Here is an 18,215-nt window from a genome sequence, read left to right as displayed (position 1 = left end):
TGTTGATAGCACAGCCACAGGGCAACTAAAACTGTTAAAATGAACCATTTACGTGTCCTGGGTCCGCCGGGTCCGTGAATGGCAACAACTGGCGATGAGGACGACCCGATGGCTGCAGAGATTACCCTGTACGATTGCCCCTGTGGCAGCGGCCAATCGTACAGCGCTTGCTGTAAGCCATGCCATGAGGGCAAACCGGCATCCTCACCGGAAGCCCTTATGCGATCTCGCTACAGCGCGTTTGTGCTGAACCTGACAGATTATCTGAAAGCCACATGGCACATCAGCACCCGGCCCCAAAATCTTGAGCTGACCGATGCGCCAAGGTGGGTATCGCTGCAGGTACTGTCGTCCGATGAAGGCGCACACCAGGGCGCGGTGCACTTTCGCGCCCTTTACCGGGCAAGCGACGGCTGGGGGTATCTGGAAGAAAACTCCCATTTCATTCGCGACGATGAGTGCTGGTATTACGTGTCGGGTGAAACCCGCGAGGGCACCCTCAAGCCCGGCCGGAACGAATCCTGCCCCTGCGGAAGTGGCAAAAAATACAAGGCCTGTTGTCTGTGAAACCTACCTCGCCCGATGCAGCTAAGGGAGTGGGCTTCGGCCTTGCCGCCTATACCTTGTGGGGCTGCTTCCCGATTTATTTCGCCCTTTTCGAGGGTGTGCCGTCCTACGAAGTGCTGGTTCACCGGATTGTCTGGTCCTGTGTGTTCCTGGCCATTGTAGTGAGCTTCCTGGGGCGTTGGAAACCCGTCATGTGCTCCAGGCGAGCCTGGGGTATTTCCTTACACCCCTGGTGAATGTAGGCCTGGGAATGCTCGTGCTGCTGGAGAGCATTTCCCGACTACAAATCGTGGCGGTTGCATTGGCGACCATCGCCATTCTTTATCAGCTTTTTCTGTTGGGTGTGGTGCCCTGGATTACCCTGGTGCTTGCGTTCAGTTTCGGCACCTACGGCCTGCTTCGAAAGCAGGTGGAGCTGGATGGCCTTTCCGGCCTGTTTGTGGAGACGCTGCTTCTGTTACCCGTGGGACTGCTGGCTCTCGGGTTGCTGGGTTCCGTTGGAGAATCTCACTTCACTGACAACATCACCATTGCGCTGCTTCTGATGTCCAGCGGTATCGTCACGGCCATCCCCCTGTTGTTTTTTGCGGGTGCAGCCCGCCGGCTACGCTTGGCGACGGTGGGCTTTCTGAAGTACATCAACCCCACGCTGCAGTTCTTCATCGCGCTGTTTGTGTTTGATGAACCAATGAGCGGTGAGAAGCTGGTTAGTTTCGTGATGATCTGGGTGGCGCTGGGGCTTTATTCCTGGTCGGCCTGGGTGGGGCGAGGGATGAACCAAACCCCCAAGTAGTGAAGTGTCAGCCAATGTTACCAAGGAACAGTAGGTTATCCCGTACGCGACTTTTCTCCTCGAAAAGACTTGAGATCAGCGTGTTCAGGCCCGCCACCGGCGACAGCATGTCAGGCTCCGTGGCAATGCTGTTGCGAAAGTCCAGGAGCATATCAATCTGCACGTGCAGGTCCTGGAAGTCACCGAACCGTTGTTGACGATGCTTTAATTGCCTGAGCATGTCGCGAAACGCCGGTTTGTCCAATTCGGCCAGGTAGCGTATGCGTTTCAGCCGTTTGCGCAGGGTGTGGAAGTGATCGTCCGGGGACTGTTCGTTCAGTTGCCGCGCCAGATTGTTGTGCTTGTGGGTGTGCTTTTTCAGGGCTTTCCGGATGTCTTCGGTGGCCAGTTCCCGGATTGCCTTCGGAAGGTGGCCGGATGTGAGAAGCTGATACCACTCATCCATGTCTTTGCGGTATTGCCTGCCGTTCAGTTGTTTGGTCAGTTTCTGGTGTTCAACCTCCGCCAGGTTGGCGAAATGGCTGCGGGCGCCGGAGCTCACCAGGGCTACATGAGTATCTCCCTCCAACGGCCATTGCGCCAGGTTGCTCAGTAATACGTGGAGGTCCCTGAGCCGGCTGGTGGCTTGGCCATGTCGCTTCAATGCCTTGACGGCCTTGCGTAAATCGCCGTCACCACTGATTTCGATAGCCGCTTCGGCGATGGCCCGGCTGCGGCGGATGGCAATGCGATACTGGTGCAGAAATTCGTCGTCGTACCCCTGCAATACGCCCGGTTCCAGATCCCTGATGCGTTGATACTGATGTAACAGCGACTCAGGGATATGTCCTGCAAGGGGCGAGTGCTCATCGATGCGGATTTTCTTCCGTTTGCGATGAAACTGCTCGTAGCTGACGTCTTTTGGCGTCAGGAACCTTTCAAGCCGGCCCTTGTTTCTGCCGATTTCGCGCCAGTGCTCTATTGGCAGCGCAATGTGCATGTAACTGCAAGTGGGGAAAACATCTGGAGCGTGCTTTAACAGAAAGCCCGCCAGTTCCTCCAGCGCTGGGTTGTGGCCAACAAGGGTAATGCTGTCTTCGTCCCGGTCGCGCAACCAGTCGAGCACGACCTCATGGTTAAACGTATAGAGAACAGGTGCCGGATGGACGGCGTGGTGATGGTTGCTCGGGATCAGGCCTTCCAGGGTCTGTCGGGCGCGGGCTGCATTGCTGTAGTACACCGTTCCATCGAACGCCCCGTCTGCACGGATTGCCTTGCCCATGGGGTCCAGCTGTTCCAGGCCCCGGTTGTTGAGGGGGCGCTGGTGATCAAAAAGGCCGTCATCGGCCCTGCTGGATTTGGCGTGGCGAATCAGATAGAGATTTTTCATCCATGCCCCTGACGCTGGCTTTCATTGGGCCAGGCTTGATGAATCGGACGTTTGGAACTAGACCTTTAGTCTAACGCTGGTTCAAGTCCATCAGCTACCGGCCGTTAACACGGTAAACAATAAAAGCAAATGCATGAATGAGTTGTGTCAGTGTCGCAGCTTTATACCCCGAGTCCGAACACATCGATATTACAAACTGGAACACACCCTGGGTGCCCGGTTGTGGATAATTGACCTGAATATTTGATCCCATACGGAGAAGTCCTTAATGACATTGCTGAGCCGGTTACGCATACGGTCCCGTCTTCTGCTGGGCGTTCTGGTCCCGGTGGTAATTACGGCGACAACCCTTGCCTGGATTACGGTCGCCCAAATCAAGAGCAGTGGTGAGGCCGAGCTTGAACGCCTGGAAGCGAGTTTGCTGGAGGCAAGAAAGGAAGGTGTAAAGAACCTTGTGGACACGGCGCGCTCTCTGGTTTTGAATGCCAAGAACAATCCGGATTTTTCGGAGAGCGAAGCGAAGGAAGAGGCACGGAAGCGTCTACGTTCAATCAGGTTCGAGGGCGGAAACTATGTTTTCGCGTACGCTCGCGACCTGGAAAATTTGGCCTACGCTCCCGACCCTTCCCGCGAGGGCCCCACAACGAACCCAGACGTACAGAAACTGGTTCGGTCGCTGTTTGATGCAGCCGAAGAGGGGGGCTTTTTCGGTTACGACTGGCCCAATCCGGAGTCTGGCGAGGTGGAACCAAAGGTGTCTTATTCCACCATTATCCCGGGTTGGGATTGGATGATTGGCACTGGCGTTTATGTCACCGACATTGAACGGGTTGTTTCTGCTGCACGCGCGGATATTGAAGCCGAGATTGCTGAAACCCTTGGTTTTATCGTTTTGGTTACCTTGGTCGTCGTGATAATCGCACTTCTTATCGGCGTGTTTGTGGGCCGTACGGTGACAAAACCGTTGAACACCGTGATTGCCATGATGCAGGACATCTCCGAGGGTGAGGGCGACCTCCGACACCGCTTGCCGGAGGAAGGAAGCGACGAACTCGCGGAGCTTGGGCGCCGTTTCAATGCCTTCGTGGTGAAAATCCAGGACACCATCCGAGATGTCGGCGCTACCACTGACCAGGTGGCCTCCGCAGCGGAAGAACTCAGCCGCGTCGCCAATGAAACCCGTGCCTCGGTGCAGGAGCAGGGTTCTGAAACGGATCAGATTGCGTCCGCTATCAACGAAATGGCGGCTACCATCCAGCAGATCTCCGGCAATGCCAACTCGGTGGAAAGCGCGGCCTCCGACGCCGACAGGCTTGCACGGGATGGCGGCGAGACCATTGCCAACGCACAAGCGTCCGTCAATCAGTTGTCGGAAGAGATTGAATCCAGCTCTGGCCGTATCAGTAATCTGGCTGAGAAAACCGACGAGATTACCCAAGTGTTGGATGTTATCCACGCCGTCACTGACCAGACCAATCTGCTGGCCCTCAACGCGGCCATTGAAGCCGCCCGGGCCGGTGAGCATGGCCGTGGTTTCTCGGTGGTTGCCGATGAAGTCCGCCAACTGGCCAAGCGCAGTGCGGAATCCGCTGACCAGATTCGCGGTATGATTGACGGCTTCGTGACCGAGTCCCGTGCGGCTGTGGAGCGAATGGATGCGTCTCGCAAGCGTTCCAGTGAAACCGTTGAACGCATCAACCACGCCACCGATGCCCTGCGCACCATTGAGAAATCTGTGGGCCATATTCATGATCAGGTGACCCAGATTGCCACAGCGGCGGAGCAGCAAAGCCAGGTGGCCGAGGAAATTAACCAGAACGTGGTGCGCATTGTGGACGCGGCGCAGCGTAGCGATACAGGCGTAAATCAGACCAACGAAGCGAGCCACGAGCTGGCGCGGCTGGGCGAAAGTCTGCGTGAGCTGGTAGGCCAGTTCAAGGTATAGAACCGTTGCTTCTGGTCGGCCGACGATTGGCGTTAGCCGGCCAGCAAGCTATGATGTGGGCGATCTGATCCGACCACTACAAAAACGGAAGCTGACCTCGCTATGACTATTCATAAACACTTCATGACTGTCCTGGCCCTCTCGCTGGCACTGGTAAGTACCTCGCTGGTGGCCCAGGAAACCTACACCATCCGCCTGGCGGAAACCTGGGGGCCCAACTCTCCGATTCTGGGCGAAACACCCCGAAATATGGCCGCCATGGCTGAGAAAATGTCCGGTGGCCGTCTGCAGTTCCGGATTGATTCCTCCAACAAGCACAAGGCGCCGTTTGGTATCTTCGATATGGTGAAGGCGGGCCAGTACGACATGGGGCATACAGCGTCCTATTACTACAAAGGCTCAATTCCCAACGCCATGTACTTCACCACCGTGCCCTTCGGGATGATCGCGCCGGAGCAATACGCCTGGTTTTACCACGGCGAAGGCATGGAGTTGATGGAAAAGGTATATCGGCCCCATGGGCTGCTGTCGTTCCCCGGCGGTAACACCGGCAACCAGATGGGTGGTTGGTTCCGCGAGGAAATCGAGAGCGTTGAGGACCTTCAAGGCCTGAAAATGCGTACGCCCGGATTTGCCGGCGAGGTAATGTCCGAGGTGGGTGTGGCGGTGACCAATATTCCCCCTGGTGAGCTATACAGCGCATTGGAAAGGGGCACGATTGACGCGCTGGAGTGGGTAGGCCCGGCACTGGATTTCCAGATGGGGTTCCACCAGATCGCAAAATACTACTACTCGGGTTGGCAGGAGCCGGGTGCGGAAGTGCAGTTCCTGATCAACCAGAAAACCTGGGATGAGCTGCCCGAAGAGTTGCAGGAAATCCTGCGGGTTTCCATGCGTACAGCAGCCTACGACATGTATATCCAGAGCACCCACGAAAGTGGTGTAGCCTGGGACCGCATGAAAGAAGACTATCCGAATGTGACCCACAAGACTTTCCCGCCGGAAGTGATTGAGGCGCTGCGCGAGGCTACCGAAAAATTGCTGGCGGAAGAGTCTGAGAAGGACGAGTTGGCCCGGGAAATTATCACCTCACAGCAGGAATACCTGAAACAGGTCCGGCAGTGGACGAACATTTCCGACAAGGCCTACCTCAACAGCGTCTCGGGTGAATGAAAGAGGCGCTACTCTCCCTGAAGAGTGTCTCCAAGGCGTTCGACGGCAGGACTGTGCTGAACTCGCTGGATCTGGATATCTTGGACGGCGAGTTCATCACCTTTCTGGGGCCGTCGGGGTGCGGAAAAACCACCCTGCTGCGCCTGATGGCGGGTTTCGAACAGCCAGACATCGGGGTAGTTAGCCTGTCTGGCCATGACATAACCCATGCTGCCCCCGAGCACCGTCCGCTGAATACCGTGTTCCAGAACTACGCGTTGTTTCCCCATATGTCGGTGTACGACAACGTCGCCTATGGCCTGAAGATGGAAAAACGGCCCAGGGACGAAATTCGTCAGCGCGTGGACGATGTTCTTGCGATGGTGCAGTTGCAGGACTTTGCTCGCCGTAAGCCGCATCAGCTTTCGGGTGGCCAACAGCAGCGGGTGGCCATTGCCCGAGCTGTAGTCAAGCGTCCGCAACTCTTGTTACTGGATGAACCCCTGTCTGCGCTTGACTACAAGTTGCGTCGGACCATGCAGGTGGAGTTGAAGCGACTGCAGCGAGAGCTGGGCATAACATTTGTATTCGTCACTCATGATCAGGAAGAAGCCCTGTCGATGTCGGACCGGGTGGTGGTCCTGAAGGACGGCGCTATTCAACAACTGGGTACGCCTCGGGAAATCTATGAGCGGCCCGCCAATCTCTTTACAGCGCGCTTCGTTGGGGAGACCAATCTTTTCCCGGGATATCTGACCTCGGTTGAAAATGGTGGCATTACACTGAATATCCTGGGCCTGAACCGTACCCTTCAGAAGCCGGGGTTTACGCTGCGCGAGGGTGAGCAGGTAAATGTGCTACTGCGCCCGGAAGATATTCGTGTGCTGGCTCCTGAAGACGAAAAGGGCCTGGCCGGAAGAATCGTAGAACGTAACTATAAAGGCAGCACGCTGGACTCGGTGATTCACCTCGAGGACGGTACTGAAGTGCTGGCCAGTGAGTTTTTTGATGAAGATGACCCTACCTTTGACTACAAGTTGGGTGAGCCGGTCCGGGTCAGTTGGGTCGACGGCTGGGAATGGTTATTACCGGTTGAACTGGAGCCCGTGAATAACGAAATAGAAGAAGAGCTGAGTACGAATGCATAGGGTGTTACAGCAGCCCTTCAAAACCGCGGTACTGATTCTGGTCTGGGGCTGGTTGTTGCTTCTTGTGCTCACCCCGAACCTGTTGGTGGTGGGTGCCAGCGTGATGACACGAGACCCCGGTACCTTCCTCTCGCTGCCGCTGAACCTGGACAGTTACCGGCAGTTGTTCGACCCGCTGTACCTGGGGGTGTTTCTGAACTCCCTCTACATGGCCGGCATGACGACCGTCTTCTGCCTGCTGATTGGATATCCTTTTGCCTGGGCACTGTCTGGCCTGGGTAAACAGCGCCAGACCCTGCTGATCTTCCTGTTGATCGTGCCTTTCTGGACCAACTCCCTGGTGCGCACCTATGCCCTGAAACTGCTGCTGGCCACCAACGGCCTGATCAACAATGCACTCATGGAGTTGGGGCTGATCGACGAGCCGCTGAGAATGCTCTACACCGAAGGCGCTGTAGTCATCGGGCTGGTGTATCTGCTGTTGCCGTTCATGATCCTGCCGCTGTACTCCGTGTTTGACGACCTGAGGAAAGAACTGCTGATGGCATCGCACGACCTGGGGGCGGGTAAGCTTTCAACGTTTCTGCACGTGACGATACCCCTGACCTTGCCGGGAGTGCTGGCTGGCGTGATGCTGGTGCTGCTGCCGGCCATGGGCCTGTTTTTCGTGGCGGACATACTGGGTGGCTCCCGCACCCTGCTGGTCGGTAATGTCATCAAGAACCAGTTCCTGGATGCGCGCGACTGGCCCTTCGGCGCCGCTGCCAGTGTGCTTCTGACGGTCGCCATGGCCGTCCTGCTGTTTGCGCACCGGCTCAGCCAGCGGCGACTCGGAGAGGAGGCCAGGGCATGAATCGCTGGCTACCGAAAACCTATCTCACCCTGGTTTATGTGGTGCTCTACCTGCCCATCCTGGTGCTGGTGGTGTTCTCGTTTAACAACTCCCGCACCGGGTACCGCTGGGGCGGGCTCAGCCTGCAATGGTATGAGTCGCTGTTCGATAACCACGCCATGGTCCAGGCCATGTGGAATTCCCTCTGGCTGGCACTGACGGCAGCCACGATATCGACCATGATTGGTGCGCTGACAGCGTTGGCCCTTCATCGGTATCGCTTTCGTGGCAAGCGTGTGCTGCGGGGCATGCTGTTTGTGGTGATGATGTCACCGGAGATTGTCCTGGCCATCTCGTTGCTGGCGCTGTTCCTGTTAATAGGGCTGCAACTGGGATTTATCTCTCTGCTGTTGGCCCACGTCACCTTTTGCCTGCCATTTGTTGTCATCACCGTTATGGCGCGATTGAGTGGGTTTGATGAAAGCCTGCCTGAAGCGGCACGGGATTTGGGCGCCAGTGATTTCACCATGACCCGCACGGTACTGATTCCGGTGATCATGCCAGCGTTGCTGGCCGGGTGGTTGTTGGGATTCACTCTGTCACTGGACGATGTGGTGGTGAGCACCTTCGTGAGTGGCCCCAGCTATGAAATTCTGCCACTGCGCATCTACTCTATGGTGCGTGTGGGCCTGAAACCGGAAGTGAATGCCCTGGGCACCCTGCTGCTGGTGTTTTCCCTGACGATGTTGATGTTGTCCCAATGGATACTGACAAGGAGCAAACGATGAAAAAACTGGCGTTGGCGGGCCTGATAGCTGCAACCCTGACCGGATGCGGTTCTCAGGAAGAACCACAGGTACTCAACCTATACAATTGGTCTGAATACATGCCCCAGGAGGTATTGGACCGCTTCGAGAATGAGACCGGGATCCAGGTGGTCTATACCACCTACGACAGCAATGAGGCCATGTACGCACGCCTGAAGCTGCTCGATGAAGGCGGTCAGTATGACTTGGCGCTGCCGTCCACCTATTACGTCAACAAGATGCGGAAAGAAGGCCTGCTTGAGAAGATCGACCATGAGAAACTCGAAGGCTTCGAAAAGCTTGACCCCGAGTTGATAAACCTGGATATCGACCCCGACAACCAGTACAGCGTTCCCTATCTGTGGGGCACCACAGGGCTGGCTTACGACGCCAGTGACGTTGAGGGCGAAGAGGTGACGGCCTGGTCGGATCTGTGGGACGAGAAATACGAAGGACGCGTCATGCTCACCAATGACATGCGCGAGGTGTTCCACATCGGTCTCAGGGTTCTTGGTTACTCCGGAAACAGCACCGATCCGAAGGAGATTGAGTCAGCTTATGAAAAGCTGACAGAACTGATGCCCTCAGTCCGTACTTTCAACTCAGACGCACCGCGAATGCCCTATCTCGAAGGTGAAACCGATATTGGCATGATCTGGAACGGTGAAGCCGTGATGGGCGAGGAAGATATGCCGTCCCTCGAATACGTCTATCCGGAAGAAGGTATCATCGTCTGGCTGGACAGCTTTGTGATCCCCAAGAATGCCGAAAACGCAGACGCAGCCCATCAGTTCATCAGTTTTGTCATGCGGCCGGAAATCTCCGCACTGATCAGCGAGGACATTGGCTATGCCACACCCAACCTCTCGGCCCGTGAACTGTTGAGCGACGAGGTGGCCAACGACCGTACCAGCTATCCGACACCGGAAGATCTGACCAACGCCGAGTTCCAGAAGGACGTGGGTGACGACGCCATGCAGGTCTATACCAAATACTGGGAAATGCTGAAGTCCGGGCAGTAAACGTGCAACCGGCCCGATTCGCCCCGGAAATCAGATCTCCGGGGCGATAAAGTCAGGCGCAATGCCGGACTGCGCAATGCAGTCTGGTATATCCATACCCTGCAGGGAGCCATCGGCCGTCACCAGCAGGGTTTTCATGCCGGCGTTCTGCCCGCCGAGGATATCCGTATGAAGGGTGTCGCCCACCATGAGTATCTGTTCCGGCGGCACGCCTGCGAAGCGCTCAAGCACGGCTTGGAAAGCAGGTGCATAGGGCTTGCCGTAGAACTGCGGCAGGACACCACTTGCCTCCCGCGCCCGGTGGGCGAAGAACCCGGGTTCCAGCGTCAGGCAGTCGCCGCGGGGCGCCACCAGGTCTGGGTTGGCGATTTCCAGTGGCCTCGGCCGCTTTGTCAGCGTGGCCTCCAGTGCCGTCTGCATCTCCTCGTTCCAATCCTCGCTGCTGAGCATGATCAGGCCGTCATAACTGTCCAGTTTCCGTTTCAGTTGCTCTGTGACGGATGGCCGCACCGGTTGCCAGTTTAGCGGCAATGTCTCCGGCTCGGAATTCTCCGGGGCAATCACACCCCATAGGCCTTCGCGTCCTCGGTCTGACAGAGACCGCTCCAGTAACCAGCGGCTGGAGATCAACTGTTCCGGCGTGATGTCGAACCCCAGGCGCTGATATTTCTCCACCAGTTTGGCGTGGGGGGCGGTAGCTGCGTTGGAAAGAATCTGGACTTGCTTGCCCATTTGCTGCAACTCACGAAACCGTTGAATGGCAACCGGAAAAGCCCGAGGGCCGGCGTTCAGCACGCCGAAGGCATCGAATACGAAAACCTGGAACTGATTGGCCAGTGGCAGCAGGTTGTCCAGCAGTTGCGGATCTGGTCGTTGGTCCGTCGGTAAGCCGTCCGGCAGCCAGCACCGGATTCGTTGGTATTGTTGGAAAGCCCAGTCAGGGGTTGGGGTAATGCCTTCGTAGGATATCGGGTGATTATCGATCATCCGCCTAGAATACCGTTTGGCGCACCTTAGCGGAAACCCATTCCGACCAACTGGATGGTTTTGTGCAAAGGATGATCCGAAAGGCGATGAAATCGTTGTATACGGAGCCGGTAGTACTTGTTTTTATGGCGTGCCTGAGCGAGTTTAACCTCATAGATGTTGTATAATTGTAGCACTGTACTATTTGGCGACAGGGCAAGCCCACTGTATGCAGATGCTGTACCCCTTTAATGCTGTAAGGCTGATGCTCCTGATCGCTTTGAGCTTTTTGGTGCCTTCGGCGGCGTATGCGGCAGTGGACCTGGACGAGGGATGGGAATATCGGTGGGGCGATTCTCCATTGACCGAGGAGGGGGTGCCGGAGTGGACTCTGGGGCAGGCCCCCTGGCAATGGAATGCTATCAGCTTTCCATCCAACCCGCCTGATCGCAACGGACAAGAACATGTGTGGTATCGCATCACCCTTCCGGAGGGCGAGTGGCAGGAGCCGGTTCTGTATGTCTACAGTGTCGACCTGATTGCCCAGGTCTGGTTCGACGGCGAGAACATATACCAATACGGCACGTTTGATGATCAGGGCCGGGGGCGTTTCGAAGGTTGGCCCTGGCACGCGATTCCGCTGCCCGAGGGATTTGAGGGCAAGCCGATCTATTTTCGTATTTTCTCTGATTACACCGACATTGGCCTCTGGGGTGAAGTCTCCATTATGGAGCGGCCGGCCCTGACCCTGTTTATCGTGAAAAACTCCCTCGAAGCCCTGGTCATTTCCGGCTTTTCAGCCCTGATTGCCCTGCTAGCGATGATTTTTGCCCTGTTGCAAACGGAAAAGAAGAGTTTTGGCAGCATTGCCCTGTTCTCTTTGTCGTCCGCTGTTCTGCTTCTGTCCGACAGCCAGGCCAGTCAGTTGATCTGGAACCTGCCGATGATGTGGGACTATCTGGCCGCCGGTTCCTACTACATGCTGCCGGTGGCCATGGCACTGTTGCTGGAACAGTGGTTCAGTGATCGCAGGCCCTGGTTAATTAATCTGGTCTGGAAACTTCACCTTGTCTACGCGGTGGTGGCGATAGGGCTGGCATTGATGGGTGTGGTTGACCTGTCATCAACGTACCCGCCGTTTGATGCGCTGCTGTTAGCGTCCCTTGCAACCGTCACGGTCGTTGTCGTAAAGCGGTTCAGACAACTGAAGATTGAACAGCAGATCATCCTCGCCGCTTACGGCGTGTTCTGCAGCCTATTGGTGGTGGATATGGCCGTTGCCCACGGCGTCCTGCCCTGGGGGCGGGTACCGGTCAGTTGGGGCACGCTGGTCTTCTCGCTGGCCGTAGTGATGATTTCCCTCTGGCACTACGCACGGACCCAACAGGCGCTCCATCGGTTGAACCTGTCGCTGGAGCAGCAGGTAACAGAGCGAACCCAAAAAGCGGAAGCGTTGGCTCGCCGTGAGCAGGCCAGGGTGAGGCTGCTCACGTTCGAGAATGAAAAAACCCGTGTTCTGAACGACATCAACGGGGAACTGCAGGATTGCATCAGCCTCAACCAGACGTTCCATATCCTGGCGCGGCGACTTCCTGACCTGTGCAGCCCTCTGCGGGGAAGGCTATATCAGCGTGTGGAAAACGGCAGCGCCTATGAACTGTTGACTCGCTGGGGGTATGCCGGGGAACCGGAATCACCATTGCGCATCGGAACTCCTGAGGGCCCGCCGCCCCATAGCCAGATACCGGCCCGCCATGTTCAGGACCTGGATCAGTCCTGGTCCGGGTGGCAGAAGGACGAGGATGAGTCATTGTGTTTGTGGATCAATCTGCAGTCGGCAACCGAGGGGGCGGTGACAATGGCGCTGTTGTTTGTGGAAGTGCCAGACGAGTTTGCGGCTGACGGCACGGATTACGGCGTGGCCCGTTTGTTCCAGACGTTAAGTCAGGGGGTGCAGAAAATCGGTATCGCGCTCTCAAGCATCAGCTTGCGGGAGGAACTGCAGAAATACTCATACGAGGATGCGCTCACCGGCCTGAAGAATCGCCGTTATTTTGATCAGCTTCTGGAGCACGAGTCGGCGGTGGCCTTGCGCGGTGACCAGCCGCTGTCACTACTGATGGTAGATATCGATCATTTCAAGCGCTTCAACGACACTCATGGCCACGAAGCCGGCGATTCCGCCCTGAAAACCGTGGCAGATGTGCTGGCGCGGCATTTCCGCGACAGCGATGTGGTCTGTCGTTTTGGAGGCGAGGAGTTTGTCATCATCATGGCCGGCTCCACCGCAAAAGCCGCTTACGATAAGGCGCGAGAACTGGCCCACGCTGTCCGTGCCATGCCGGTGGAACATGGTGGCTTTGAGTTGGGCCACGTAACCATATCAGTGGGGGTGTCCAGCTGGCCCGAATGCAGCGACTCACCAGACAGCTTGCTGGGACTTGCCGACCGGGCCCTTTACCGCGCCAAGGAGGCGGGCAGGGACCGGGTAGAGATTTCATAGGCGCCGGAACGGGTACTAGTGCCAGATGTTGCCGTCGATCTTTTCGTGCAGCTCAGGGTAGTCTTTTGATTTGAAGTGGGGTACCTCGCCCTGTTTGCGCTGGGCAAGATAGTCTTTTGTCAGCTTCACCACCGTCCCTGAAAGCATGACAATGGCAATCAGGTTGATGGTTGCCATCAGACCCATGGATGCGTCAGCGGCGTTGAAAACAGTCACCACCGCCTCGTAACTACCCCAGACAACCATCCCCAGGACGGCAGAGCGAAGCAGTGTAATGGCGATGGTACTGTCACCGCCAAGGTGAATCAGGGCATTCTCTGCGTAGGTGTAGTTGGCGACAATGGACGTGAATGCAAAGAACAGAATGGCAATGGCGATGAAATAGGCGCCAGACTCGCCAATGTGGCTTTGCATGGCATCCTGGGTAAGCTGGGTTCCGGTAATGCCGGAGCCTGGTTCCATGACGCCGGAGAGCAAAATCATCACTGCTGTTGCGGTGCAGATAATGATGGTGTCGACAAACACGCCGAACGCCTGCACCAATCCCTGGGATGACGGGTGGTGGGGTGCTGGTGTGGCGGTTGCCGCAATATTGGGCGCCGAGCCCATACCGGCCTCATTTGAGAAAAGCCCGCGCTTTATGCCGTTGAGCATGGCGGCGGTAATGGAACCCGCCGCGCCGCCGGCGGCTTCTTCCAATCCGAAGGCGCTCTTTACGATGGTCATCAGCACGCCTGGCACTTCGGTGATGTGAATGGCCATAATCACCAACGCAATAAGCACGTAGAGACCCGCCATCAGTGGCACCACCAGTTCTGCGAACCGGACGATGGAGCGCAGGCCACCAAAGATGACAATGCCTGCGAGAACGGCGATTACAATGCCAACCCAAATCTTGGGCACCCCAAAGGCACCTTGCATGGCATCGGCAATGGAATTTGCCTGAACAGCGTTGAAGACCAGTCCGAAGGACAGGATCAGGCAGACGGCAAAAACACTGCCCGCCCAGGGAGCCTTCAAGCCCTTGGTTATGTAGACCGCCGGCCCACCCCGGTACTGTCCCTTGCCATCACGTACCTTGTAGAGCTGTGCCAATGTGCTCTCCGCATAGCCGGTTGCCATACCGACGAGGGCGACCATCCACATCCAGAAGATGGCGCCGGCACCGCCAAGGTACAGGGCCACCGCCACACCGGCGAGGTTACCGGTGCCCACGCGAGAGGCAAGGCTGGTGCACAGGGCCTGGAACGGCGATATACCGTGGACATCGCTGTCACGGGAGCCACGAATGGCGCGGATCATTTCCCCAAAGTTGAGGAATTGCAGAAAACCCAGACGGATGGTGAAAAAGACACCAACGCCCAGCAGGCCGTAGACCAGAACGTAGCCCCACAGAATGGAGTTCAGCGAATCTACGATAGTGGTCATAGTTCTTCCTTAAACAGTTGTCGTTAAACTACCAGCACTGGACATTTCGCCTTGGAAGCGACGCGGTGGGACACGCTGCCAAGCAGCATGCCCTCTTTATCGCTGTGAGTGCCCCGGGTACCGACCACAATCAGGTCTACCTCCTTGTCCTTGGCAAACTTGACGATCACGCTGGAAGGACGGCCGGCTTTAACAAAGCCCCGAACCTTTACCGCCCCCTTTTCTTTGGCCTTTTCCTTGGCATGGTTGACGATCTCCTTGGCGTATTCCGATAGCACCTTGTCAGGGATATCCATGCTATCGGGCCGGCCAATCGATAGAGATGCCTCAAACAGGCTGTGATGCTTGTAAACACAGATCAGATAGATCTCGGTGTCCATGAGTTTCTGTAGCTCAATGGCCTTGTCCATGGCCTTGAAGGATGACTTGGAACCGTCAACGGCCACCAGAATTTTCTTGAACATTTCACTCTCCCTGAAGTCCGGTCTCTACATCCCTCAGCGGAACGCAACGTCACGAAGGAACAGCGCAATTTGCGGGAAGGCGATGATCAGCCCGGCTGCTGCCACCAGCATAAAGACGAACGGTGGCGTACCACGGATTACTTCCCAGTATGGGCGCTTGAATATGGCGATGGCAGTGAATATGTCACAACCAAAGGGTGGCGTTGCAGAGCCTATGGCGACCTGCAGTGTAATCAGAACCCCGACGAGCACTGGGTCCAGACCGGTGGCTTCGATCGCCGGTGCAAAGATCGGCGTCAGCACCAGTATCACCACGATCGGGTCAACAAACATGCAGGCAACAAAGAAGGCGATACAGATCGCAATCAGGACACCTACCGGGCCGGCTTCATTGACGCCAACTGCTTCCAGTATTGTTTGTGGAATCTGTGCAAAGGAGATAATCCAGGAAAAGCCGTTGCCCACGGCAACCAGTATGAAAACCACAGCAGTAATCAGGCCGGTGGATTTGGCAATCCGATAGATGTCCGGCAACTTCAGCGAGCGGAACACCGCGAACTCGAGTAAGAAGGCGTACAGCACGCACACAGCGGCGGCCTCCGTAGGGCTGAAAATACCGCCGTAGATACCACCAACAATGATGACCGGGAAGAAAAGAGGCCATAGTGCTTCACGGACGGCGACCCCCCGTTCTCTCCAGCCGGCCCTTTCCTCGGTGGGGACCTTGTTAATGTATGCATAGATCAGGCAGTAGATTGAAAACATCATTAGAATCATGACGCCCGGACCAATGCCTGCAATGAACAGCTCGGCAATGGAGGTTCCGGAAATAACCCCGTAGATAATGAAGCCGATACTGGGGGGGATCAAAAAGGCAATGTCACTGGAGTTGATGATCAGCGCCAGTGAGAACGAGTCGGAATAGCCCGCTTTAAGCAGTTTGGGACGCAAGGGAGAACCAACAGCCACAACCGTCGCCTGGGTGGAGCCGGATACCGCACCAAAGAGGGTACACGAGGTGGCCGTACTGATCGCCAGCCCGCCTTTGATGTGTCCGATAAAGGCCATGACCATATGGATCAGGCGGTCGGCGGACTGCCCGCGAGTCATGATATCAGCCGCCAGAATGAACATGGGCACAGCAATCAAAGAGGCTGGACGGATACCTCCCATCATTTGCTGGACGAACGTGCCCATCTGGCCGAAGCCATCAAACATCATTACAAAACCGACCACCGCACCGGTAATCAGCGGAACCATCATCGGGAAGCCCAGGAGCAGCAGCCCGATCATGATTACCATCATTATAGTCGCCATGAGTTTCTATCCTTTGTTAAAGCAGCTGCAGGTTCAGACTTCCGACTCACTATCAGAGTAGCCGTCGATCACACCAGTGGAGAGATAAACATCTTTACTGGTGAGATTCTTGATTGCTGTGAGGAAATACTGAATGCCGGTAATCGCAAAGCCCACTGGCGCCCAAACGTAAATCCACCAGATCTCAAAGCCCAACGCAGGGAGAATTCGCCCACGGCTGTAAAGGGTCTCGACGTATCCATAGGAGTGGTAGCAGAGGAAGAACATTACCAAAGAGGTAAACAGGGCGATGAAAATCATCAGTACTTTGCGCCCTTTTGGCGGGATCGCATCATAAACCGCAGACATGCGGATATGGCGGCCATGGCGGGCCGCGTAGCCGATGCCGGCAAACGTGATCAGGATAATAAGAATCCGGTTAATCTCGCCGGAGAAAAACAGGCCTTCTCCAAAGACAAAGCGTGCGATAACGTTGATGCATGTATTGACGGCCATAAGGATGACGCCAACCGCGAGCATCACGGCCTCAGTTTTGGCAATAACTTCATCAATGGTTCCCAGAAACCCGGGCAGGCCGGACTCATAGGTGCCGGTATCGTCTTCTAGATCCGGGGAGTTCTCGGACATGGGGGTTGCTCCAGAACATATCGATCCCAGCCGGCAGGAGGTCCCCGGCGGGGCGGGGTTAAAACAGATTCCCGCCGGGCAGGGCCGGCGGGAATGGTTCCTTCAGGTTCAGTTGCTCTGAACCTCTTTGAGGTCTTCCTTGAACTGGTTTAGCAGTTCTTTACCACCTTCACCTGTCATTTCGATGAACTTCTTCTCAACCTGCGGTGCGCGGGCCTTGAAAGCTTCGATCTGCTTGTCGTTCAGGCGAGTGACGGTGACCTCGTCGCTGGCTTTCTTGATCTTCTCAAGGGCTTCTTCAGCAAGACCGTCGATGTGAACAATGATCTTTTCAAACGCGTGGTCGGCAGCGTCCTCAACAAGCTTCTTGTCTTCGTCGGACAGGCCGTCGTAGAAGTTCTTGTTGGCCATCATGGCAGTGGTGAACCAGCCGTGACTGGTGAAGACCAGATTCGGGGAAACTTCGTAAAGACCACCGGATTCGATCCAGAAAATCGGGTTTTCCTGGCCTTGGATCATGTTGGTCTGCAGGGCGCCATACACTTCACCCCAGGGCAGTGGTGTGGGGGTGGCACCAAATGCTGAGTAGGTTTCCGACAGCAGCGGGTTGGTCATGACTCGGATTTTCTTGTTGTTGAAGTCTTCCGGCTTGCTGACGGGCTCGTCCACCGTCACGACCATTTCGCCTTCCGGGTACATCTGCAGAAGCTCCAGGCCGTTCTGGGCATACAGCTCAGGGAAGTCCTCGTTGATCGCCTCACTTTCACGGAAGAACTTGATCACCGTGTCCATGTCGGTCGGCATCAGGTAAGGAATGAAGAAAATCTGAGCTTCCGGAATCAGAGAGCCGGTGAAACCGGGGGACTGGTTTACGAAATTAAGGATGCCAGCCTGGGTCTGCTCCATGATGTCGTCGGATTCACCCAGTTCACCAAAGCGATAAACCTGCAGGGTGTGGTCGGAGTTGTCTTCGATGTATTCCTTGAAATCGTAAGCGAATACGTCCTGGACATCACCTTCATATTCTTCGTGTGCATAGCGCCAGTTGGCAGCGTTCACCGAATTTGCCGCTGTCATTGCGGCAAAGGCAAACGCAGAAAATCCTGCCAGTTTCTTGAACTTGCTCATGGTGCTCATCGCGTTGTCTCCGCTTATTTTTTTGCTGAAATGATCTGTTACATTTATTTAGACTGGCAAAACAATCCCGATTTCGCAAGAAATTGACAAATTTACCTGGTGCCAGAAGCGACGCGTTCCGGAAGCGGATGCAAGTTGT

General features: G+C 56.0%; 15 protein-coding genes and 1 pseudogene. 9 read left to right on the top strand and 7 right to left on the bottom strand.

Features of this window, described 5'->3' with window-relative positions; all coding sequences use genetic code 11:
- Positions 1-78: 78 nt before the first annotated feature.
- Together AC0B60_RS17850 and rarD are read left to right on the top strand one after the other, a co-directional pair.
- Entirely contained in the window at positions 79-567 is a 489-nt protein-coding gene (locus tag AC0B60_RS17850; RefSeq protein WP_465087254.1) for a YchJ family protein, read from the top strand.
- Positions 564-1,360 (top strand): annotated as a pseudogene (rarD, locus tag AC0B60_RS17845) (EamA family transporter RarD). The gene AC0B60_RS17850 and the pseudogene rarD overlap by 4 nt, the downstream one beginning before the upstream one ends.
- 7 nt (positions 1,361-1,367) lie before the next feature.
- Here the strand turns inward: rarD and AC0B60_RS17840 are convergent.
- On the bottom strand, positions 1,368-2,729 hold the full coding sequence (locus AC0B60_RS17840; protein WP_465087253.1) for a CHAD domain-containing protein: 1,362 nt from the start codon (positions 2,727-2,729) through the stop codon (positions 1,368-1,370).
- A 268-nt stretch (positions 2,730-2,997) separates the two neighbouring features.
- Between AC0B60_RS17840 and AC0B60_RS17835 the strand changes: the two genes are divergently transcribed.
- The 6 genes from AC0B60_RS17835 (at position 2,998) to AC0B60_RS17810 (ending at position 9,634) form a co-directional block, all read left to right on the top strand.
- Entirely contained in the window at positions 2,998-4,674 is a 1,677-nt protein-coding gene (locus AC0B60_RS17835; protein WP_465087252.1) for a methyl-accepting chemotaxis protein, read from the top strand.
- A gap of 102 nt (positions 4,675-4,776) precedes the next feature.
- Entirely contained in the window at positions 4,777-5,847 is a 1,071-nt protein-coding gene (locus AC0B60_RS17830; protein WP_465087251.1) for a TRAP transporter substrate-binding protein, read from the top strand.
- Positions 5,844-6,974, top strand: a complete 1,131-nt coding sequence (gene potA, locus AC0B60_RS17825) for a spermidine/putrescine ABC transporter ATP-binding protein PotA (RefSeq protein WP_465087250.1) — start codon at positions 5,844-5,846, stop codon at positions 6,972-6,974. The genes AC0B60_RS17830 and potA overlap by 4 nt, the downstream gene beginning before the upstream one ends.
- Positions 6,967-7,827 (top strand): spermidine/putrescine ABC transporter permease PotB, encoded by an 861-nt coding sequence (gene potB / locus AC0B60_RS17820; RefSeq protein ID WP_465087249.1) that lies wholly within the window; start codon positions 6,967-6,969, stop codon positions 7,825-7,827. The genes potA and potB overlap by 8 nt, the downstream gene beginning before the upstream one ends.
- On the top strand, positions 7,824-8,594 hold the full coding sequence (potC, locus tag AC0B60_RS17815) for a spermidine/putrescine ABC transporter permease PotC (protein WP_465087248.1): 771 nt from the start codon (positions 7,824-7,826) through the stop codon (positions 8,592-8,594). The genes potB and potC overlap by 4 nt, the downstream gene beginning before the upstream one ends.
- Entirely contained in the window at positions 8,591-9,634 is a 1,044-nt protein-coding gene (locus AC0B60_RS17810) for an extracellular solute-binding protein (protein ID WP_465087247.1), read from the top strand. The genes potC and AC0B60_RS17810 overlap by 4 nt, the downstream gene beginning before the upstream one ends.
- A 30-nt stretch (positions 9,635-9,664) precedes the next feature.
- Here AC0B60_RS17810 and AC0B60_RS17805 read toward each other — a convergent pair whose 3' ends face one another.
- On the bottom strand, positions 9,665-10,621 hold the full coding sequence (locus AC0B60_RS17805) for an HAD-IIA family hydrolase (RefSeq protein ID WP_465087246.1): 957 nt from the start codon (positions 10,619-10,621) through the stop codon (positions 9,665-9,667).
- Positions 10,622-10,829: 208 nt separating this feature from the next.
- Between AC0B60_RS17805 and AC0B60_RS17800 the strand changes: the two genes are divergently transcribed.
- The gene (locus AC0B60_RS17800; RefSeq protein ID WP_465087245.1) at positions 10,830-13,103 is read left to right on the top strand and encodes a sensor domain-containing diguanylate cyclase; all 2,274 of its coding nucleotides are present in this window, start codon (positions 10,830-10,832) and stop codon (positions 13,101-13,103) included.
- 15 nt (positions 13,104-13,118) lie between these two features.
- On the opposite strand, the gene AC0B60_RS17795 is transcribed toward AC0B60_RS17800, so the two are convergent.
- The 5 genes from AC0B60_RS17795 to AC0B60_RS17775 form a co-directional block, all read right to left on the bottom strand.
- Complete coding sequence (locus tag AC0B60_RS17795) at positions 13,119-14,531, bottom strand: alanine/glycine:cation symporter family protein (RefSeq protein WP_465087244.1); 1,413 nt, start codon at positions 14,529-14,531, stop codon at positions 13,119-13,121.
- Positions 14,532-14,554: 23 nt separating this feature from the next.
- On the bottom strand, positions 14,555-14,995 hold the full coding sequence (locus tag AC0B60_RS17790; RefSeq protein WP_041333611.1) for a universal stress protein: 441 nt from the start codon (positions 14,993-14,995) through the stop codon (positions 14,555-14,557).
- Positions 14,996-15,028: 33 nt separating this feature from the next.
- Entirely contained in the window at positions 15,029-16,312 is a 1,284-nt protein-coding gene (locus AC0B60_RS17785) for a TRAP transporter large permease (protein WP_036202410.1), read from the bottom strand.
- Positions 16,313-16,345: 33 nt separating this feature from the next.
- A complete protein-coding gene (locus AC0B60_RS17780; protein WP_036202413.1) occupies positions 16,346-16,939 on the bottom strand; it encodes a TRAP transporter small permease in 594 nt (197 codons plus the stop codon).
- Positions 16,940-17,047: 108 nt separating this feature from the next.
- Positions 17,048-18,076 (bottom strand): TRAP transporter substrate-binding protein, encoded by a 1,029-nt coding sequence (locus AC0B60_RS17775; RefSeq protein WP_465087243.1) that lies wholly within the window; start codon positions 18,074-18,076, stop codon positions 17,048-17,050.
- Positions 18,077-18,215 lie beyond the last annotated feature (139 nt).

It is taken from the genome of Marinobacter sp. V34 (assembly GCF_055524115.1).
Note: the sequence above shows the minus strand (reverse complement) of the source record. Positions and strands in the feature narration are given on the sequence as shown.